General features: G+C 39.6%; 18 protein-coding genes. 7 read left to right on the forward strand and 11 right to left on the reverse strand.

All coding sequences use genetic code 11. The features are described from left to right. Positions 1-62 precede the first annotated feature (62 nt). The 4 genes from P20439_RS14760 to P20439_RS14775 are packed head-to-tail and all read right to left on the reverse strand — an operon-like array spanning position 63 to position 2,480. Positions 63-938, reverse strand: coding sequence for an NTP transferase domain-containing protein (locus P20439_RS14760; RefSeq protein ID WP_008109423.1), 876 nt, complete (start codon positions 936-938; stop codon positions 63-65). 15 nt (positions 939-953) lie between these two features. Beyond that, complete coding sequence (locus P20439_RS14765) at positions 954-1,403, reverse strand: flavodoxin (RefSeq protein WP_008109422.1); 450 nt, start codon at positions 1,401-1,403, stop codon at positions 954-956. Then, positions 1,403-2,167 carry a tRNA pseudouridine(65) synthase TruC gene (gene truC, locus P20439_RS14770; RefSeq protein WP_008109421.1) on the reverse strand — a complete coding sequence of 255 codons (765 nt, stop codon included), beginning with the start codon at positions 2,165-2,167 and terminating at the stop codon, positions 1,403-1,405. The genes P20439_RS14765 and truC overlap by 1 nt, the downstream gene beginning before the upstream one ends. Continuing rightward, positions 2,160-2,480 (reverse strand): YqcC family protein, encoded by a 321-nt coding sequence (locus P20439_RS14775; protein WP_008109420.1) that lies wholly within the window; start codon positions 2,478-2,480, stop codon positions 2,160-2,162. Before P20439_RS14775 ends, truC begins: the two co-directional genes overlap by 8 nt. Before the next feature lie 103 nt (positions 2,481-2,583). Between P20439_RS14775 and P20439_RS14780 the strand changes: the two genes are divergently transcribed. Together P20439_RS14780 and P20439_RS14785 are read left to right on the forward strand one after the other, a co-directional pair. Next, on the forward strand, positions 2,584-3,612 hold the full coding sequence (locus tag P20439_RS14780) for a DUF3549 family protein (RefSeq protein ID WP_008468007.1): 1,029 nt from the start codon (positions 2,584-2,586) through the stop codon (positions 3,610-3,612). Further along, a complete protein-coding gene (locus P20439_RS14785) occupies positions 3,613-3,912 on the forward strand; it encodes a DUF3301 domain-containing protein (protein ID WP_008468008.1) in 300 nt (99 codons plus the stop codon). Between the two features lie 604 nt (positions 3,913-4,516). On the opposite strand, the gene P20439_RS14790 is transcribed toward P20439_RS14785, so the two are convergent. After that, the gene (locus P20439_RS14790; RefSeq protein WP_008109415.1) at positions 4,517-5,167 is read right to left on the reverse strand and encodes a GNAT family N-acetyltransferase; all 651 of its coding nucleotides are present in this window, start codon (positions 5,165-5,167) and stop codon (positions 4,517-4,519) included. Positions 5,168-5,462: 295 nt separating this feature from the next. Between P20439_RS14790 and P20439_RS14795 the strand changes: the two genes are divergently transcribed. The 3 genes from P20439_RS14795 (at position 5,463) to P20439_RS14805 (ending at position 6,856) form a co-directional block, all read left to right on the forward strand. Then, positions 5,463-5,696: a DUF2789 domain-containing protein gene (locus P20439_RS14795; protein ID WP_008109413.1), complete on the forward strand. Its 234-nt coding sequence runs from the start codon at positions 5,463-5,465 to the stop codon at positions 5,694-5,696. A 103-nt stretch (positions 5,697-5,799) separates the two neighbouring features. Next, positions 5,800-6,069 (forward strand): hypothetical protein, encoded by a 270-nt coding sequence (locus P20439_RS14800; RefSeq protein ID WP_008109411.1) that lies wholly within the window; start codon positions 5,800-5,802, stop codon positions 6,067-6,069. A 13-nt stretch (positions 6,070-6,082) separates the two neighbouring features. Next, positions 6,083-6,856: a Zn-ribbon-containing protein gene (locus P20439_RS14805; protein WP_008109410.1), complete on the forward strand. Its 774-nt coding sequence runs from the start codon at positions 6,083-6,085 to the stop codon at positions 6,854-6,856. A 53-nt stretch (positions 6,857-6,909) separates the two neighbouring features. Here the strand turns inward: P20439_RS14805 and syd are convergent, their stop codons facing one another. Beyond that, a complete protein-coding gene (gene syd, locus P20439_RS14810) occupies positions 6,910-7,449 on the reverse strand; it encodes a SecY-interacting protein (RefSeq protein WP_008468010.1) in 540 nt (179 codons plus the stop codon). Positions 7,450-7,508: 59 nt separating this feature from the next. Between syd and queF the strand changes: the two genes are divergently transcribed. After that, positions 7,509-8,354, forward strand: coding sequence for an NADPH-dependent 7-cyano-7-deazaguanine reductase QueF (queF, locus tag P20439_RS14815; protein WP_008109406.1), 846 nt, complete (start codon positions 7,509-7,511; stop codon positions 8,352-8,354). Positions 8,355-8,386: 32 nt separating this feature from the next. On the opposite strand, the gene P20439_RS14820 is transcribed toward queF, so the two are convergent. The 3 genes from P20439_RS14820 to P20439_RS14830 are packed head-to-tail and all read right to left on the reverse strand — an operon-like array spanning position 8,387 to position 14,711. After that, the gene (locus P20439_RS14820) at positions 8,387-9,268 is read right to left on the reverse strand and encodes a peptidylprolyl isomerase (RefSeq protein WP_008468012.1); all 882 of its coding nucleotides are present in this window, start codon (positions 9,266-9,268) and stop codon (positions 8,387-8,389) included. A gap of 44 nt (positions 9,269-9,312) precedes the next feature. Next, positions 9,313-12,984: a translocation/assembly module TamB domain-containing protein gene (locus tag P20439_RS14825; RefSeq protein ID WP_008468014.1), complete on the reverse strand. Its 3,672-nt coding sequence runs from the start codon at positions 12,982-12,984 to the stop codon at positions 9,313-9,315. Continuing rightward, the gene (locus P20439_RS14830; RefSeq protein WP_008468017.1) at positions 12,984-14,711 is read right to left on the reverse strand and encodes an autotransporter assembly complex family protein; all 1,728 of its coding nucleotides are present in this window, start codon (positions 14,709-14,711) and stop codon (positions 12,984-12,986) included. The genes P20439_RS14825 and P20439_RS14830 overlap by 1 nt, the downstream gene beginning before the upstream one ends. Before the next feature lie 216 nt (positions 14,712-14,927). On the opposite strand from P20439_RS14830, the gene P20439_RS14835 reads away from it, so the two are divergent. Continuing rightward, positions 14,928-15,260: a ribonuclease E inhibitor RraB gene (locus tag P20439_RS14835; RefSeq protein WP_008468018.1), complete on the forward strand. Its 333-nt coding sequence runs from the start codon at positions 14,928-14,930 to the stop codon at positions 15,258-15,260. Between the two features lie 36 nt (positions 15,261-15,296). Here P20439_RS14835 and P20439_RS14840 read toward each other — a convergent pair whose 3' ends face one another. Next, positions 15,297-17,048, reverse strand: coding sequence for a DEAD/DEAH box helicase (locus P20439_RS14840; protein ID WP_008468020.1), 1,752 nt, complete (start codon positions 17,046-17,048; stop codon positions 15,297-15,299). Positions 17,049-17,305: 257 nt separating this feature from the next. Then, on the reverse strand, positions 17,306-20,079 hold a 2,774-nt coding region (locus tag P20439_RS14845), incomplete at its 5' end, for a TonB-dependent receptor domain-containing protein (RefSeq protein WP_036934282.1).

Here is a 20,079-nt window from a genome sequence, read left to right on the forward strand (position 1 = left end):
TGTAGCGGGTTATTTAACATGCTAGATTGATCATATTTATAATAAAATTGGTACTACCATCTTTATGCTTGACGTAATGCGCACAAAGTAGCCGCAATGTTTGTCAGTTCTGATTTATAGGTAACACCAAACCAAGGCTCTTTTGCAGTGTATACAAATACAGGCTTTGCTTTTACATTAATAGCTTTCTGGATTTGATCAGGTAAGTAGTACTCTTGCTGAGTATTCACGTTATATTGCTGTAAAAACGTTTCAAAGCCTTGTTGCAAATAGTCAAACAAGCAAGGGGTTATCCCCCAAAAGCTCATAGAGCCAAGCGCATTTGGGCTAACTTTTTCACGTAAACCCTGTGGGTTATCGCCAAAAATATGCTCAGATTCTTGTTGAATATTCAAATACTCGGTTACGGCAACAAGCTTTCCATTCGCAATATTACATACCCCACGATTTACACCACCGTGCTCAGAAAGAGTATCAATAATCGGATACCCTACCATTGCCCATTCAGCGCTTTTTTTGAAATGCTCACTAAGCAATAAAAATGAAGACGCGCCATAATAATCGTCTGCAGTGATCACAATAGCGGGGTTATTAATGTGGGCTTTGGCACACAACAGAGCATGACCTGTGCCCCAAGGCTTTACTCGCTGGCAAAGTGTTGCTTTAAATTGTTCGGGCACCTGTTCAATGTGTTGCTCCACCAGCACCACATCAAGATCACTAGGTAATCGTGGCAAAATAGTACGCTCTATTTCACTACGTACCGCTTGGTTTATGATCAGCACCACCTGCGTCACGCCTGCAGCATGCGCATCAATAATACTCAGCTCCATAATAGTGCAATTTAGCCCTGGAATTTCTGCAATTTGTTTATTGCCACCAAAGCGACTACCTAAGCCACCCGCAAGCACAATTAAACTCAGTTTATATTTTTTCATTTAGAGTCTGCGCATTTAAGAGGATAATTTATCAAGCCAAGTTTGTAACCACGGCTCGGTGACAGGCCAAGGCTCAAAGTCTTCACAGGCATCAATTTCTAATCGATTACCCACAGGTTTGGCTTGTAAGTCACGTAATAGTTCATCAAAGCTACGCCCTGCACCGCAAAACGTATCACCATAACTTCTATCACCCATAGCCACAATGCCAAATGGCTTATTAGTTAACATTGGAAAGGTGCTGTTAAGCTGATTATAAAGCTCTGCCAAGTTAGCGGGTATATCGCCTTGTCCTGTTGTTGAGGTGACAATTAAAATATGCGATGCATTTTTTAGATCTTCTAAACTTGGCGCTGCAAATACGCTTACCTGATGGCCGGCTTGCTCAATGGTATCACTTATTTGCTCACTTAAACGTTCAGCACCACCATACACGCTGCCTACAAAAATACTAATATGTGCCATTAATAATCCTTTTCTTCGCTTGGCCACCCTAACTGGTTGCAAATACTCAACATTGCATCACCTAGTGGCGCTTTAATTATTATCGATTCATTACTGTAAGGATGTACAAAACGCAGTTCTGTGGCGAATAACATTAATCGCCTAAGAGAAAAGTGTTCTCTAAAAAACTGATTGTGCTGGTTATCACCATGATTTACATCGCCAATTATCGGTAACGACAAATGCTTTAAATGGCGACGAATTTGATGTTTACGTCCTGTTTTAGGGAAACACTCTACCAAAGAATACCTAACTGTTGGGTATTTTCCTATAGGGATAGGCAACGCAGCTTGATGCAAACAATTAAACTGAGTTTGTGCTTCTTGAGCATCTTTATTCTGATCGGCAAATTTATCAGCAATTTTGTCTAGCTCCTCTTTTAACGGTTTATCTAAAAAAATAGATTCAGGCGCAAATCCGCGTACTAAAGCTAAATAACGCTTTGAGATCGTACCCTCAATAAACAGCTGATTCATATCACGCGCGGCTTCTGAGCTTAGAGCAAACAGCAACACACCCGATGTCGGCCTATCAAGACGGTGCACAGGAAACACATGCTGACCGAGTTGATCGCGTAGCATTTGCATTGCAAATTGAGTTTCATGCTTATCTAAAAAGGAGCGATGAACAAGTAAGCCTGATGGTTTATCAATCGCTACATAATTCTCATCTTGATAGAGAATGTTCAGTTCGCCGTATTCAACTGGCGCTGGACGTTCAGTCATCTGACTCTCCAAGCAATGAATCTAATTGCGTCAGCAAAGAAATAATCTCTTCGCTTCCGGATTTATCAATGAGTGTCATTTGCGCCATAGGAGCAATTGCAAAATTACGCGGTAACGGTTGTTTCATTGTAATAATCTGTTGAATTTTTTCTATAAATACAAACTGTAACCACTGTTCAAATGCAAGCGTATCATGGCAAAAAGGGACGCTTGAATGCAACAATGCAGGGTCAATCGGCTCATTCTGCCAAAGCTGATACTTTTTAAGTAGCGCAGTTAATTGTGTTAAATAGAGTTGGGTTTGCTCAGTCATAATCACCCTTTACTTTGTATATTGCACAATTATACCCTGTTCCCTCAACAGTCGCTATGGCGTATAATTAGCGTAATTTTGTAGTAAAAACAGTTGGAAATTCATGAGTGAACATATAGCCACATTAGGCCAGCTTTTAGACGGTGCAGGAACTCAATGGCGTGCTTTTGATATTGGCAGGCATATTACCAAGCTTGATAAACAACAATTTTTAGCTGTTGAACAAGCACAAGTTCCTTACCCTTACCCATTAGCAGGCCATGCATGGCTAGCAATTCAATTTTGGGACAGTAAAGCTAGCAAAGAACCCTATGTGTGGTTTTTAAAATTCCCACTTGATGAACAAAGTAAACTCGTTAGTGCCAGCCGCGACCACTTTGCAGACATGGTAATTCAAGCACTAGGAACAGAAATTACCGGCGAACAAGCCGATGGCAAACTCGATAACAACCCTTACGTATTTACTCCTAATGCTAATAAATTAGCGGCGTTTAATGCACAAGTTAAAGTGTTATTAAAACAACCAGCCTCACAGTATTATGAGCATGCCCAGCTTTATTTTAGTGGCCAGATTGGTTTTGATAATTGGCAAAGTGTGGCACTACAAGGTATTGCTGATTTTGCTTATCGTCTTCATAGTGCTGATAACTTGAAGCACTTACAAGCAGCGTGGCCTAAATTACCAGTTGAAGTATTACAGCCATTAAGTGCAATGCTTGAACACATAGAAATACCGCCCTCGTTAAGTGAGTTATTGTTAAGTTATGGGCAAACCGCCCTTAGTAATAATGATGTTGTTGCGGCCTCTGCCGCGCTGCGTGCAATATCATCAGGGCAAGCAGCAGGGCTTAGCGCACAACTTGTTGACTGCGCGCTTAACTCACCTTTAGGGCAAGATTCTGATATTTTGTTGACCATTGCTGGTCGCTGCTTCAAACAGTTAGAACAGCCACAGCGTTTACATGTGTTTATGGATAACTGTGCGCATCATGAGAAAATAGCTGAATTATTTCCTAGCGTTTTTGCAGATTTAGTTGCAATTGCGACTATTCGCCCTCACTTATTAGCTTTATTACGTGAAGAAAACAGAAGCGAGACATTAGCTCGCGCAATTGGAAGGTTATTCTCTTAAATGGCTAGTTTATGGACGTTCATACTTATTGGTGCTGTAATTTATTTTTTTTGGCTAAATCGTAAAATAGCCGAAGCAGCGAACGTTCATGCCAAACGCCAAAGCGAGCAATTGCAAGTGCAACTTATGAGTGTAGCTTGCAACAAGCGTCGATTTGGCATTTTAAAAAGTGGTAAACCGGGCATGAAAAGCGAATTTATTTTTGAATTTTCAAGTGACGGTGAAAACGCCTACCAAGGGGTATTAATCATGGAAGATGAAAAGCTAAAAAGTGTGGTTGTGCCACCACATAAGATATAATTTTTATAATACAAAAACCAAGGCGTAACCTCAGTTACGCCCCAATTGCCAACATCCTGTAAGGTATCCTTTACCTGATCCTTGTTTATCATCCACTGAACGAGCAAACTACCCTGTTAGCCCTCCATTGCATCCTGCAATATCCTCTTGCCGCCTTGGCCGTCCTGCGTAAACTAACGCTCCTGCAATATCCTATCGCATCATCCTTGGTATCCTTTAAATAGCTCCTAGCTATTTTAGTACTTCATGTACTTCCTGTTTCATCCTTGCATCCGTGTTAACTTGTCCTTTGCGCTTCCTGCTAGTCACTACTATGCTGCCTGATTCCATATCCATGGCATTAGCTCAGTCATTGAGCTATGTCGTCTTGACAAAGTAAAGTTTAAACCAAACGGCTGGGTATAATAGTGAGGAAAACTAAAAAATTTAATGTCACAAAATTGAAAAAACAAAAATAGCTATAAATAACAGAAGCTTGATGCTTATAAACGGATAAATAATGGATTTAAACTGACAAAGAGCACACTAATGTAGGATATATCTCACACTGGTGTGCCCGATTTGGAACATAGGCTTAAAGATACGCCATTATGAACAACTACCTTTATTGAGCATTAGCAACTTTAAATAGTAATTCACCCTTAACTTGGTTAAATGAAAGTTGTTTAAAGTGCTCAAAGCCTTGCGATTTAAAAAATTTCGTATGCTCGTCACGAGTCACAAATACCGCTATACCAGAAGACTCAGGATTATCGTGTATTAAGCCATCTAAACCTTTAAGTAAAGTGCGACCAAACCCTTGCCCGTGAAAGTGTGGATCAACCGCAATAAACGCTAAAAAGTAATAATTCCCTTGCGGCTTTAAGGCGTCACGAATGGTTTTTTCTTTTTCAATTAATTGATTCGTTTGTAAATAACCTGCACTTAGCATCAGCTTTAATCGCCAATGCCAATAACGCTCAGCTTGTAATTGGCTATTTGACTCAAACACACAGGCAACCGCTTTTAATTTATCATTACGGTAAAGGCCAATTAAAGGCTGCTTCTCTTGCCAAAAGCTACTGAGCTCTTCACGAATAAGTGCACGTAATTTTTTTTCATAATCGAGCGGGTTGTCTTCGTTATACCCTAGCAGAGTTTGTAAAATAGGATCGTTTTGATATGCCTGATATATCAGGCTGGCTGCTGTGCTTATATCCTCTGGTGCAATATGCTGAACACTAAAGGCGTCTGTCGATTCTGCTGTGGCTGTCATTTTATTTCCTTTATTATTTTATACCCGTTGTCATTACGCCGCGTAACTTGTTTGGGATTAATTTTGAACTACAACGATGACCAAATGCTTATATAACTATATACCTAAGTGAGACAAATAAGCGAATTTACATTTTAGTTAGTACGCTCATCCACTGCATTGAGCCAGATCATGCTTTAGCGACTTACTACTGAATAAATAAAGCGTAAATTCAGTAAGGGTTAAACTGGCTAGATATACCATTCCCCCCTAGAGTTAATAAGTACTAAGTATTAATTCATTTAGGAGCATTATTATGGATACAACAAAACATACTATTAATACCTTGTTCGCCCAACTAGGACTACCGGATTCAGAAGCGCAAATAGATGCATTTATTGCCTCGCACTCCATTGCCGATACAACCTTGTTGCAAGATGCTCCCTTTTGGGATGAAGCCCAACAACATTTTATTGCCGAATCGCTAGCGGTTGATGGCGATTGGAGTGAAGTAATTGATGAACTAGACGTACGGCTTCGTCAAAAATAATTAATTTAATGCGCATTTTAATGTGCCTTAGCCACTTTATTGATACCATACCCGCTCGCAGCGCCTATGTTGCGAGCTTACTTTATAAAAGAGTTATAATTGAATGAATGCTGCTGTATTTGAAGCTATTAAAGTCCTTCTTGATGAAGGCAAAGTTCCCACTGTTGCACTAACTAAAAGTCGTTTAACAACACCGACCCCAATGCCGGTTATTATTGCTGCGGTGAGTCAATATAAGAATAATCCTGATTCAATTTATAATTTAATGAAAACCCCAAAGCAAAGTGTCAGTAATGAAGATCAGAACAACTCTCAATTAGATAGAATTGAGCAAAAGTTAGATCAATTACTGACATTACTCGCGCCAAAATAATTTGAGACTATAAATGTTTGTTGTTGATTTAACATTTGACTGCTACCAAGACACCACCTTAGAGCAAGCCGAGCAAGCAATAAATCGCTTGGTAAATGCATTACGTTTTAATGGCCAAATCATTGGAGAAGAATTTCCGACGGTTTTGAAAGATGGCTATTTTATCACTCGCGTTATGTGTCCGACCGAGGATGCTATGCACCCACTTAACAACAGTGCATTTGTAAAGCACAGTGTTGAAAAGCTACATGATGCAGGCTTGTTAGCACCTAAAGTGAAAATAATAGGTCAAGACATTCATTCAAATGGAGCCGATGGCTGTAAAGAGCCCTCAAGCTATATTTTATATACTACGTATGTGCATACTTGCAGCCCACTGTATTGTGGCGATGATTTTTTACCCGTTCCGCTATTTAATATTCCGGCAATTGCCAATGGCGATTATAAAACCCTGATTAAATGGCAAGAAGATTGGCAAGCATGCGATCAAATTCAAATTAATGGTGCAACTCGCTGTGAATTTCCTGCGTTAGAGGAAATAGCCAGCACACAAAGTGATTTGTATCGCCGAGGTAAAGACATTAGCAAACGCATCAGCTTTTTAACTAAAAAGCCTGTTTACTATTACTTATACCGTGTAGGTGGGGTTGATAAAGCCTCAGAGCTTGAGCGAAAATGCCCAAGTTGCCAAGGTGAATGGAAATTACCTGAGCCGTGGTTTGGATTATTTGATTTTAGGTGCGAACCGTGTGGTTTAGTGTCTAATATTTCATGGGATTTTCAATAAATCCCATGAATAAACAAGCTAGGTGTGCATTAAATCAGCAACACCGAGCTAGTTTAAACTGTTAATGTAGCAATAAACTCACTGAGGTTATTAGCCAACACATGATGCGGCTTTTTACCTACATATTCTAAGCACACTTCCCCTGTTTCCACTAATACCGTAACAAGTAAATCATCTTGATCAGTTAAACCAATAAAAACGCTCGGCGCTTGCTTTAGCTTTCGCTTCATTAAAACATGACCCGTGATATTTTGTTGCAGTAAGTCAAAATCATCCTCATTCCACGCTTGTAATAATCCCACTTGATGACCATCAACGCTGGCTAAAATACTGCCAGCAAACATATGGCCATAAAACTGGCTAAGTTCATCAGGAAATTCAAGCTCTAATGCGTTAGCCAGGTTAATGAGTGAACCTACAGGCTCCCTCACTACCGCTTGCCATTGGATCATACCGTTCTCATCGGCTGTGCCTATTTCACAAGGGCTTGGCCATTGCTCATCGTGGGCAATGAGTGGCTGCTTTTGTGTATTTTTGATGGTTTTTTCACTAAAGCGTTGGTGAAGTTGGGCTAATTGCATTGCAACAGACATACTGTGAAACTCATTTAATTTAGATATAATGTTCCCATTGTAACTATTTAAGAGCAAACATGACAGATTACAGCAATTCTCCCGATCTTAAAGGCAGCGTACTTGGTCAATCTACTGAGTATGTAGATCAATACACGCCCAGCTTGCTTTTTCCTATTGCTCGCAAGCTTAATCGCGACGCGTTGAGTATTGATGAGGCCGCATTACCATTCAAAGGGCAAGATATTTGGACAGGTTATGAACTGTCTTGGTTAAATACCAAAGGCAAACCGCAAGTGGCAGTGGCGCTATTTACTTTCGAATGCCAAAGTAGTCATATAATAGAGTCAAAGTCGTTTAAGCTTTATTTAAACAGTTTTAACCAAAGCCGCTTTGGCAGTATTGACATTGTTAAACAACATTTAATTGATGACTTATCCAATGCGGTAAATAGCCCGGTAAAAGTGACCTTATACAGCGCTGACGACTACAATTGTATTCCTTGTACACCGCTTCCTGGTGAGTGTATTGATGAGTTAGATATTGAAATAGATAACTACCATATTGATGCACATTCTCTAAAATCACAAAGCGATAAAGTGGTTAGCGAAACCTTGCATAGTCACTTGCTTAAATCGAACTGTTTAATTACTTCACAGCCGGATTGGGCCAGCATTATTATTCGTTATACTGGTGAGCAAGTGTGTCGTGAGTCATTATTACGCTATTTAATTTCGTTCAGAACCCATAATGAGTTCCATGAGCAATGTGTGGAGCGTATTTACAGCGACTTAACCACTCAGTTAAATATTAAAGAGCTTGAAGTGTATGCGCGCTATACGCGTCGTGGCGGCCTTGATATTAATCCATATCGCTCAACTCATCATAACGATACCCCTTTTGCGGTAAAGATAAACCGTCAATAAGCTAAACAAAAAAGGAGCCTCAGGCTCCTTTTTTAATCGTTAAGTTGCTTAGTTGGCACAGGCATTCCACACACATCAATGTAATTATGGCTATACGCAAACCACTCCTCGCTACGACTACCTCGTGCTGAAATTAACTGTTTAAATGCATCTGAGTCTGTTTTCATTACTTTAAATCGGCTGTTATCGCTGCTAACGTCGGCTAATACTTGTAAGTCTGTAATAGGGTTAAACTCGCTACCACTTTTAGGTGTGCGAGCCAGCTGATGAAAATGCGCCATCCCTGTCAGTACTCGCCCAAATACGGTGATATTTTTATCTAAATAACGCGGACCTTGCCCTATGGTGACAAAAAACTCGGTGCTAGCACTATTTATATCGTTGTCGCGTGCCATAGCAAATACACCATGACAATGAATTTGCCATGTTTGATCACGTGTTTCATTTTGCGCCACCGCAAAACCATTTAAAAACCCGGTTATTGGTGCATAACCATCCCTACCCATTTCAGTGATCATAAGCGGCTTATTGGTGGTTAAATAAAACTCGGCAGGTACTGTGCTATTTTTGGTTTTAGTTAACTTTTTACCCGTGCTATCACCACCTTGAGCAACAAACCCTTCCACAAAACGATAAATATGAGTGCCCTGATAAAAGCCCTGTCGTGCCAATTTTTTAATATTGGCACTGTGTTTTGGCGCAAGCGCGGGATTGAGCTCAATATACGCGGCACCGGTAGGTAGCGTTAGCTTTAAAATGTTCTCAGGGTTGACCCATCGCCATTGTTCATCCGTTGCAGATGCAATAATCTCGCTACTGGTTAAGTTTTTAACCGGCGCTGATTGTAAAGTGCTTTGCTGGGCACATCCGCCGAGCAAAGCCGATGCTAAAACAGTGATTACAAATTTTTTCATACCTTTTCCTTTTTATTATTGGTATTAGTATTGGTAGATAAAAATTAATCCCAATTAAATTTATACAGTATGTCGACGTTTTGATACAAGCCACTGGTTATTTCTATATATAACTTCGACATAAGCTGATAACGCACCGCCACTTCACTAAGCGACTCAAATACCCCTACGCTATATTTAACCTGCAAACTCGGTGCAAGATAACCTGATATTTCTACTTTTGTTTGCTCGCCACTGCCTTTAGAGCTTAAGCTCACATCTGACAAACCAAACGATTCACCCACTTTAGACACTAAACTTTCGCTTCTGCTCACTCCTTGAGAAAGTAATAATTGAGCTAACATCGCATCGGTTGAACTGTCGCCCTCTCCTAGTGGTTGACCATTAAGTAAATACGCTAAGGCTTGCGCTTGATCCATCGCAGGCTCAGAAAATACTTTTAACATAGGCTGCTCAACACTACCAGTTAAAGTCACACCGGCAATCACACCGTCAGCGGTATTGTTTGGGTTGCGAATAGCTTTAATATTTAAATGAGGTTTATCTATTGCGCCACTAAAACCAATTTGCCCGGTTCTAATTATCAAGTCTTGGCCAAATGCCAAGTAAGTTCCTTCAATTAAATTAAGTTCACCAATGGCAATAATGGGTGAATCTTGGCTCATTTTTATATCCATATCACCCACTACTTTAGACTCAAGTCCGAATGAGGCTACTCTTACATCATTTTTAACTGTTACTTTTAAATCAATATCGTAGTCAAATGGCGCTTTTTTTGTACTTTGCGTAGTTTGATCTAGAATAATTTCATCATCACTAACCTGTACAGCCCCCTCTGGCAGCTCTTCAATTTCTATTCGCCCATAAGGCACCACAACATCACCTGCCAGCTTAAGTGCGTTGTCGGCTAAACTTATTTTTAACTCAGGCGATACTTTAAAAACAACGCCTTGTTGTGCCCTCACAAAAAACTCACTACCGACTAAATTCATGTTTACAGCTGGTTGCTCACCTTGCCAATCAACATTACCGGTTAATTTTACCTGTCCGCCTTCTGGATCATTTAAATCCCCTTTTATAGTGGCGGTAGATTTATTAAACACCACATTAATATTGGAGTTTTTAAGGGCAACAGGCAGTTGCTCGCCTTCTAAGTTAATATTCTCAATATTTAAATTCCCCTCTAGCAAGGGATCTTTGAGTGTGCCAGCTAAGGCAACTTGCCCACGAATGGCGCCATTAAGCTGCTCGAGAGTGTTTAAAAAAGGCTGTATATCCGACAATAATATTTTATCAATTTGAATATTACCGTTAAGCGTTTGCTTATTTTGAATATCATCGATATCAACTTTGGTTGTTACTTTACCCAAAACACTCGATTCTAAATTAGCTTCTATTTTGCCAGTCTTAGCATCAGAAAAAGCGCTTATATTTAGCGTTTCAATAGGTAGCTTAAATCGGTCTTCTTCGTTAATAAGAACCGCGTTAAGCCCTGATGAATTTAAATTAGCGCGTAGAGTTTTAAGTGCGCCAGCTTGCCAATTAGCAGCAAAATCGCCAGCTATATCACCACGAGTTATTACATTATCTGGTAACCAATGTTTTAGCTCTTGCAATGAAAGCTTGGTCAGTTTTACGTTAAGCTGACCTAATTCGCGGGTTTGATTTAACCTATCAATACATAACTTACTATTACTTGATTGCCAACAATGCGCACTCACATCAAAGTCGCCCGTTTTCGAATCTATTGTTACGGCTATATCTTTAGCGTTTTCAAAACTAAGCGTTTTATCGCTTATGCTAATGTTACTGAGCTCACCTTGCCATCTCGCGTTGGCTAGTTTGCCATTAAGCTCAAACGTAGCTGCCCCAGCATCAGCATCAATAGATGCACTTAGTTGATGATCAGTTTTATCACCACTACCAACTATATTCACTTTATTAATTAAGTGATGCATGACACGCGCTGAATCAAGAGTAACGCTAATATCTGTTTGCCAATCAGTAGCGGTGTCTAGCTGTGCTTTTAACGCCAACTTATTAATATTAATTTCGTCATAAATAAACTGCTCTAGCTTTAACGCTAAATCAACTGCAGGCGTCAACCGCTCGCCTCGTATACTTAAATCGGCTTTACCATTAGCAATAAACGGAAGCTTTGCATCATCATTACTTTGCAGCGCAATTGCCCCATTAATCTGCCATTGCTGATCAACTTCACCTGTTAAAGTTAATCTGTTTGTACCGCTACTAAGGCTAAATTTATTTACAGTGGCTTTAAGTTCATCATTTAAGTTAAATTGAGCAACAAAATTAAGCGGTACATCATTTAGTAACCCGCTTAATTGGGTATCATCCATACTTAACTGCCAGCTATTTGAACTGGCAACAAATGCCCCTTTAAACTGCCCTGAAATATCGCTAGTGAGTGTGTCAGTAAGGTATTGCGCTTTTAAACTCGATAGCCCGCCGCTAAAGTTAGCACTAACCCCATTTTGCCAATCGACATTCGCTTGGATAGTAGCCTGACTATCATTCGCTTTAAGGGCTAAGGTTTTTAAGTTTGCTTCGCTCAGTGAGCCATTAATTTGGCTGTGAAAATTCACACTTGGATACGCACCTAACTGACTATTACCAAATAATGCTAATTGGTAATCGTTGGCATTGCCTTGCGCGGTTAATTTTACGTCGGTTACCTTTAACTCTTTACTCGCTGTTTCAATAATCCACTGCTCTACAACGCCATTAATACTGAACGGATAATTTGATTGTTTAAGATTAGCCGTGGCTGCAAGTTGAAAAGGAAAAGATTCATTGCTTTTTATATCAACATTGAGCTTCTCTAAGTCTCCGCCTATTTGCATATTGGCATCATAACCATGCCCTTTTAGACTGATATCACCATTAATAGGTAAGCTGTCTTTGAGCTTTGCGCTAAGTGCTGTATTAAGCTGCCACTGCTGATAATTTGCAGACAATGAGGCAACGTTAATCTCAGAACCTATTAGCTTCATTTGTAGCGCAATATTATTTATTATATTTTGCTGTTCGCCTTTCTTTACCGTGAACTGCACAATATTAAACTGTTCTAGATAAATATTGAGTGGCGACATAAATGCGATATTAGGGAATGCTGGTAACTCAGTAATTGGGGCCGAACTGGCTGTATTTGCCCCAGGTTGCTCTTTTAAGGCGATTAAAACACTCGGAATATTCACGCTTTTAATTTGAATATCAGCACCTTGTGCTTTTGCAGCAATCTCCACATTATTAACAACTACGTTTGCACTTGTGTGACTTAACACAAACTCAGTGACCGCTAAACGCTTAAGTGCAATATTAAATGGCAAACTGATTTGTTCCAACGGTTCGTTAGATGTATCAGGAGAATTAGATGACGATGCTGGTAAGTTTAGTTTTATAGACCGGGCACTTAAGTTATCAATACACATACCATCACAGTGCCACCAAAATAAATCTAGTTTAAGCTGCTGAGCATCAAGTAATAAACCGTCACGCTCAAAGCGAAAATTAAACGCATCATTATATAAAAAACGGCCGTTATTTATTTCAATTTTTAAGCCGTCAACTAACTTATTGGCGCTATAAGCAATTAGCTGATTACCTGGAGCTGTAAAAACAACGCAAAACAATGTCACTAATACAGCAACAACTAAGGTGCTAAGTGCTGCAGTGACTTTTTTAAATACAGACATTAAATTTCCGGCCCTATGGTAATACTTAAACGAGTGCTTTTACTTTCTTTAGTGAGCCCCCATGCATGATCGACTCTTATTGGCCCTATAGGCGTTAAATAACGAAAACCAACCCCTGCACCAACTTCAAATTGCTCAGAAAAATCATTCGTTGCGGTCCCTCCATCCACGAACAACGCTGCTCGCCAGTTTTTGGCAAATTGGTAATTATATTCAGCCGTCGTCGCAATTAAATATTTACCACCGATGCGATCGCCATTGTCATTTTCTGGTGAGATTGATTGATAAGCAAAGCCACGCACACTTTGATCGCCACCAGCATAAAATCTTAATGAATATGGAACATTGTTAATGTCGTCAACTAACATAGCCCCTACGTTTGCTTTTAAAAACACAAGGTGCTTATTAAGATAAGTGTGCAACCATGCATGCTGTAATTGAACCCTAACAATATTGGTACTAGATAGCACACTATCAAGCCCAAACTCTGCCGATATAGACCATTGCTCGCCCGAATAAGGGGTGGTGCCACCCTTCGATTGTTTTCGGGCATAACTGATACCTGGTAATAACATTTCTGTGGTGCGCTCTACCCCGTCGCCAATCCGATAGGTTTCTTGCTCACGTCTGATAAACGCAGTTCTAATCCATTTTTGTTCGGTTAGCCATTGCCTTTGCAGTTGTGCAGTTAAAATTTCACTGTAAATATCGTCGGCTAATTCATCCTCAAGTTTATAACCTGCTGATAAGCGCCATAAATCATCATTAGGATCATTAACCGGAATGGTATACGCCATAGAAATATCTTGTTGTTTTTTTGCAACATTAAGATTACTTTCTAAGTAGTGGCCCTGCTCCGTGATCCATGGTTTACTCCACTTAAACCGTACCTTTGGACCGAGCTCGGTATTAAACCCGCCACCAATTTCATAGCTATTAGCAGGCTTATGTAATACGTCCACTTTAATTGGTACTTGGCTGTTTTTTCTAGCTGAAATATCAGCGTAAACACGCACGCTAGTAAAATAAGGAGTACTCGATAAATCTAGGTTATAGTCAGCAATCTTAGATGCTTTATAGTGCTCACTTATTTTAAATGGGGCTAAAGAGCGAATGTATTTTTCTGCGGGGCTTTGATTGGTAATTAACACATCGCCAAAGCGATAACGTACACCACTTTCAATGGTAAAGGTAATAACGGCGCTATGCTTTTTTAATGACACTTCAAACTTTCGTGCTGGCCATTTAGCATCAAAGTAGCCATGTTCTAACAGCACTGATTCAATTCTTTTATAGGCTGCGCTATATACTCCATGATTTAAAATATCGCCTTGCTTTAACCCTATGCTTTCAATTACTTGCAGAATTGACGGGTCGTGTTTAGCTTCCCCGTTAACGCTAATATTAAGCGCCTCTATACGAGTTGCAGAGCCGCGCTCAATAGTGGCAACAAGCTCTCGCTCATCTTTATTAAATTCAATAGTCACACTTGGGCTGTAATAACCTAATGCCTTTAAGCTATCTTCAACTTGCGTTTTAGCGTAACGACGCAGTGAGCGTGTTGATTTTTCACCCACTAAGGGTTTTAAATAGAGTGCAACGTTGTTTTCTAACTCTCCACTAATTCCTTTTATTTCATAATCTTCAATTGTATTGTCAGCTGCAATAGCGAAAAAGCTCACAAATAAGCAAAAACAAATAACGGATTTTAAAAACTGATTGAACAAGTAATCATCCTTACTATGTACCCATAAAAAACAACGAACTAACAAGGCAATAATAGCATAGCGATAATGAGCCTAACATTAACTTAATCATTATCCGCGCTTAAACTAAGCGAATCTATTAAACCGTTGTGAGCTTAACTAAAAATTCTTGCGCTTTAATAATTTATTTTGGTTACAATAGCGCTAATGAGTAAACACTAATTTTATGAGTTTTAAATGCAATTTCCTGATGATGATAATGGCCAGCTTCTTGCTGAAATTTCCGCCGCTGGTGTAGATTTAAGTAAAATGCAACAAATTGATTTTTACATTTTATTTGAACAACAGACTGATGCCGAAAAATTTGCAACTGAGATTGTAAATGATGCATTAGTGCAAACTGCTGATGTTGAGAAATGTAAAGATACTGGCGTTTGGGAAGTAATTACCCATGTACAAATGGTTCCAGAACATGCTTTGTTAGGCCAAGCAGAACAATACATTGAAAGTATAGCGAACAGTTTTAATGGCTATGGCGATGGTTGGGGATTAGACGCAGAAGAAGCATAACCCTAATTTCATGATGAATGAGATACCCAGCTTAGCCTATCGGCTTAGCTGGTTTGCTTTTCTAAAGCTGCCTTTATAATCAAAAAGTTTATCTGCTACTTTCCAGCCATATTTTTTACTTTTTCGAGCAATCACAAAATCCGGTGGTATTAAATCAAACTGGGCTTTTATAACCTGATCTGCGCTGATAAATTTTGTTGGCGATTGGCCCTGAGCAATACGTTTACCAAACTGTTGATTAAAATAATACAGTGCCCCGTTGTTTGCTAAATCAAATACCTCATCACAACTGGCCCCGTCTTCATCAAAATAAGTAACTTTTAACAATTGCTCTTTAAGTTTAGTCACGCTCAAGCCGCTACAACGTAGCACTAATGCATCTTTGAGGTTTAACGCATTACGTAGTTTATCATCAGGATCGGCCATCACAGCACCACAGTCATGGCATTTTCGAGCAGCAATATCATTTTGTGCGCCGCACTGCTCACACTCTTTAAAACGAAAACGATAATCGCACTGTTCGCTTGCCCCGTCATCATCTTCAAGCAAACCTTGGCAACGCCTGCCAAAGTGCTCAACTACTTTGCCATCAGCATCTGTTTTGCCCCAAAATATATTGGCAAAGCCACACCCAGGACACAACACTTGCACGGGTTCATTATCGCTATCGCCTTTTTTATCGCCAACTTCTGGGTAGAATAAATCAAAGCCATTGCCTGCATAGTCAATCACTAAACAATCATCTTTACCCTCAGCTAACCTCAAGCCTCTACCGACAATTTGCTGGTATAAACTTACCGACTCTGTAGGGCGTAAAATAGCAATAAAATCAACATGGGGGGCATCAAATCCGGTAGTAAGAACGGATATATTCACTAAATACTTTAATTGTTTAGCTTTAAATTGTTTAATTATTTTATCGCGCTCGCTATTGGGAGTATCTCCGGTGATCAGTGCACTGTGATCCTTTGGTAAATAAGTCATTACCTCCTTTGCATGCATAACCGTAGCTGCAAATACCATCACCCCATGACGGCTCTCACTATATTGAATAATCTGCTGTAAAATTGTTTGAGTTGCACGGGTCGATTTTTTTAACAGCGCATTCATATCCTCATTGCTATATTGCCCAAATGCATTACTACTTAAAGATGAAAAGTCATAATGGCTAATCGCAGCATCAACCTCTTTAGGGGGAGTTAAGTAGTTATGCTTAATCATATAGCGCAAAGGTAATTCAAAAATACAGTGTTTGAATGGGCTCTCTTTATTGCCACGCACAAAGCCATGATAATGATGCTGATAAATCCATCCTAACCCTAGTCGGTAAGGCGTCGCGGTTAAACCTAATACTTTTAATTCAGGGTTGTGAGATTTAAGCGCATTAATAACTTTTCCGTACTGGCTTTTCTTTTCGCCATTTACTCTGTGGCACTCATCAATAATAAGTAGTGAGTAGTGCTCATTAAGTTTGTATAAATTACGCGATAACGACTGCACACTGGCAAAGGTAACTTGGTGAGTTAACGACTTCTCTTTAAGCCCTGCGGAAAATATACTCGCTTGCAAGCCAAAGCTTTTATATTTTTGAGCATTTTGCTCCACTAATTCTTTTACGTGCGCCAACACCAATATTTTTTGTTTAGCAATACGCGCAAGTTCAGCTATCACCAAACTTTTACCCGCACCTGTAGGTAAAACAATAACAGCAGGTTCGTTAGTTTTTCTAAAGTGTAAAACGGTGCGTTCAACCGCTTCGCTCTGGTAGGGTCTAAGGGTGTAGGTCATCAAAGGTAAGAATTCTTAATCTAATCAATGGTTAATTTTCAGAAAGACAGCTCTATTTCACATTCGTTTTAATATTTATATTCATAAATAATCAGCTAACTTTGAAACTATTTATAAATTTAGAGCACTATATTATGTATAAATATAAAAAAATACCCTTAATCAACATGATTAAGGGTATTTAATACTTACTGAGCTTACCAGCAATTCTAAGGAACTTTATTAGTATAAAATTTTTATACTAATAAATAGTAGCTTTAGAATTTGTAAGTAGCTTGTAGGTAGGCAAAACGACCTATATTGTCATAAATCGCTGAACCTGCGCCCGTACCAGTTGTTGAGCCCGGTAACCCACGATTGAATAAGTTATCAACACCTAACTTAAAGCCTACGCCGCTATCAAATTTATAAGCGACTGAAGCATCAGTTATAAAGTATGAACCGTAACGCATTTGATTTGAAGGATTCGGGTTTGTTTCGATAGACTTATGATCGTATAACTCAACACCGTTAATAAAGCGAGTGCTGAAATCTACAACAAGGTTTTCATATGTATAATCAACAGAGATACTACCCTGCCATGTCTCATCACCTAAAACACCTTCATAATCAGTGTAATTTTCTGGCTCAGCTGAGAATGGAAAGTCTTTTGCTTCAATCAAATAAGTACCAATAAAGCTAGTACCGAAGCTACCACCTAAAGCGTCGAAGTCATAGCCAAACTCAAAGTCAACACCCGAGTTAAGACTACGTGCGATGTTAAGCGCAAAACCTTTTAGAAGTGTAATTTCACTAGTATTAGGGTCACGCGTAATTAGTTTACAGAACTGGTTATCAATACCGGTTGGAGAATCTACACAACGATCGATAATTGTTTGGAAACCAATGCCACTGATTGTGTCATCAATATCAATTTCCCAGTAATCGGCAGTTACACTGAAACCCTCTAACCACTCAGGTTGGTACACAAGACCTGCTGTAATAGATCTAGATTCTTCTGGCTGTAGATCTGGGTTACCACCAACTAATGTCTCTAGCGTTGCACTATCATAATTTGAATCAAAGTCAGCTGGAACACCTAAAGCAGCACAGTTAGATTCGCGAATAGCTCGGCCTGCATCACTTAATTGTGCAAGCTCTGAAACTTTACAGCTATCGTCAACACCTGCGAAAGACTGACTTTGACCAGAAAATAACTCGTCGATATTAGGCGCACGCATTGCTTCAGATAAGGTAAAGCGAGCGCGTAACTCTGGTGTAATAGTCCAATCAAGACCTAACTTCCAGCTTGTTGCATCGCCAATAGTAGAGTAATCAGCGTAACGAACCGCGGTATCAAATACTAATGTATCTATTAGAAATACATCTTCAATCAGTGGCACTGATAGTTCGAAGAAAGCTTCTGTTACATCATAACCACCATCCGTTTCACCAAGTGCATTAAAGAATGTAGCCCCAGTTTTAGCAAAAGCATCTTCAATCGTCACACTTGTCTCATCACGGTACTCAACACCACCAGCAAAACCAACCATACCCGCTGGTAGTTCATAAATTGCCGAATTACTAAATGTTGCATTGAATACAGTTTGCTTGATTTCTGATGTACCAATTGAAGTCGTTGTCACATAGTCAATAGCTTCTTGGCTAATTGCTCCGTCACCCATTATATTTGCAGCAACACACCCATCAGCTCGAGCTGCTGCGTCACGACATACAATATTGTTATTGTCATCAAACACAGCGTCAATCGCATTAGCATAATTATCCATAATAACGTTTGCACCGTTAATACGTTCAATTTCTGACTTACCATGCACTAAAGAGATATCCATTGCCCAGTCATCACTGATATAACCCTGAATACCTGCTACAAACCGAGTTGTTTCACGAGTATTTTCTTCAAGACGACGACCTATATCGTTAAACATTTTGTTCACACCAATAAATGGCAAATCATTATCATCCATTAATTGTGCAACATCAGGTGTTAAAAATGCGTTGTCGCGTTGTATTAGGTTTGCACCAGAGTAAAAACGGAAGAACGGTTGGCCTACATTCTCGCCCTCTGTTTTAGAGTATTTAGCTTGAAAGTATGCGTTTAGCTCGTCTGTGACATCATAATTTGTTTTAAAATTAAAGTTAATTCGATCAAATTTAGGTTGTATCTCTGAATATTGACGTAGATTAATGTAATCACAACCCGGACTCGCACAAAAAGAGCCATCTGCAATCGGACCACTATAGACATCACCAAGGGTACTATCACCATTGAACTTGCCCATAATCCCACCAGTGAACGGGTTCCATACAGTACCTTGATTAGAAATTAGGTAGTAACCAGCATTTGGCATTACGATTTTATCTGGGTATTCTTCACTATCGAGTTGATCGTCAGGGCGAGCTTGACCTGTTACTACTTCATAAGGTAGCGATGCGTAGGATGTTGCAGTCCATGGGTTATCAAGCGCATTTAATGAGTCTTGTGCGTTGTACTCTAAAGAGAAAGCGGCATTACCACGGCCTTCTGCAAAGTCTTGGCCATAAGAGACAGTGAACTTTTCATTTTGATATGAGCTATTATCAGCAAAGCCTTTTGTTGCTGATACATTAAAACCTGTAACATCTTTTTTTAATATAAAGTTAACTACACCCGTTACCGCATCGGCACCATAAACAGCCGATGCACCACCAGTAATAATCTCGACTTTCTCAATCCAAGAGCTTGGAATGGTATTCGTATCTACTGAAGATGTACCTGGAGCACTTGCAACATGGCGCTTACCATCAACAAGTACCAGGGTACGAGCACTGCCCATACCGCGTAAATCTAGTAAGCTAATACCAGCAGTACCGATAAAGCGACCAGAGTTTGCAAGCGAATATGTAGTCGCTAATGCTGGCAGTTTATTTAATACTTCACCGATATTCATCGCACCAGTGCTAACCAAGTCCTCACCTGTAATTACAGTAACCGGTGATGGTGAAATTGCGCCTTCACGTAATATGCGAGAACCTGTTACTTCAATACGCT

It is taken from the genome of Pseudoalteromonas sp. BSi20439 (assembly GCF_000241165.1).
Taxonomy (GTDB): Bacteria; Pseudomonadota; Gammaproteobacteria; order Enterobacterales; family Alteromonadaceae; genus Pseudoalteromonas.

What these genes read in the sequence shown, in the direction of transcription:
- P20439_RS14795 (WP_008109413.1), top strand. Translation starts at nt 5,463, where the DNA reads ATGGATACAACAAAACATACTATTAATACCTTGTTCGCCCAACTAGGA.
- P20439_RS14820 (WP_008468012.1), bottom strand. Translation starts at nt 9,268, where the DNA reads ATGAAAAAATTTGTAATCACTGTTTTAGCATCGGCTTTGCTCGGCGGA.
- truC (WP_008109421.1), bottom strand. Translation starts at nt 2,167, where the DNA reads ATGACTGAACGTCCAGCGCCAGTTGAATACGGCGAACTGAACATTCTC.
- P20439_RS14800 (WP_008109411.1), top strand. Translation starts at nt 5,800, where the DNA reads ATGAATGCTGCTGTATTTGAAGCTATTAAAGTCCTTCTTGATGAAGGC.
- P20439_RS14840 (WP_008468020.1), bottom strand. Translation starts at nt 17,048, where the DNA reads ATGACCTACACCCTTAGACCCTACCAGAGCGAAGCGGTTGAACGCACC.
- P20439_RS14805 (WP_008109410.1), top strand. Translation starts at nt 6,083, where the DNA reads ATGTTTGTTGTTGATTTAACATTTGACTGCTACCAAGACACCACCTTA.
- P20439_RS14765 (WP_008109422.1), bottom strand. Translation starts at nt 1,403, where the DNA reads ATGGCACATATTAGTATTTTTGTAGGCAGCGTGTATGGTGGTGCTGAA.
- P20439_RS14760 (WP_008109423.1), bottom strand. Translation starts at nt 938, where the DNA reads ATGAAAAAATATAAACTGAGTTTAATTGTGCTTGCGGGTGGCTTAGGT.
- P20439_RS14785 (WP_008468008.1), top strand. Translation starts at nt 3,613, where the DNA reads ATGGCTAGTTTATGGACGTTCATACTTATTGGTGCTGTAATTTATTTT.
- P20439_RS14775 (WP_008109420.1), bottom strand. Translation starts at nt 2,480, where the DNA reads ATGACTGAGCAAACCCAACTCTATTTAACACAATTAACTGCGCTACTT.
- P20439_RS14835 (WP_008468018.1), top strand. Translation starts at nt 14,928, where the DNA reads ATGCAATTTCCTGATGATGATAATGGCCAGCTTCTTGCTGAAATTTCC.
- queF (WP_008109406.1), top strand. Translation starts at nt 7,509, where the DNA reads ATGACAGATTACAGCAATTCTCCCGATCTTAAAGGCAGCGTACTTGGT.
- P20439_RS14790 (WP_008109415.1), bottom strand. Translation starts at nt 5,167, where the DNA reads ATGACAGCCACAGCAGAATCGACAGACGCCTTTAGTGTTCAGCATATT.
- P20439_RS14780 (WP_008468007.1), top strand. Translation starts at nt 2,584, where the DNA reads ATGAGTGAACATATAGCCACATTAGGCCAGCTTTTAGACGGTGCAGGA.
- P20439_RS14825 (WP_008468014.1), bottom strand. Translation starts at nt 12,984, where the DNA reads ATGTCTGTATTTAAAAAAGTCACTGCAGCACTTAGCACCTTAGTTGTT.
- syd (WP_008468010.1), bottom strand. Translation starts at nt 7,449, where the DNA reads ATGTCTGTTGCAATGCAATTAGCCCAACTTCACCAACGCTTTAGTGAA.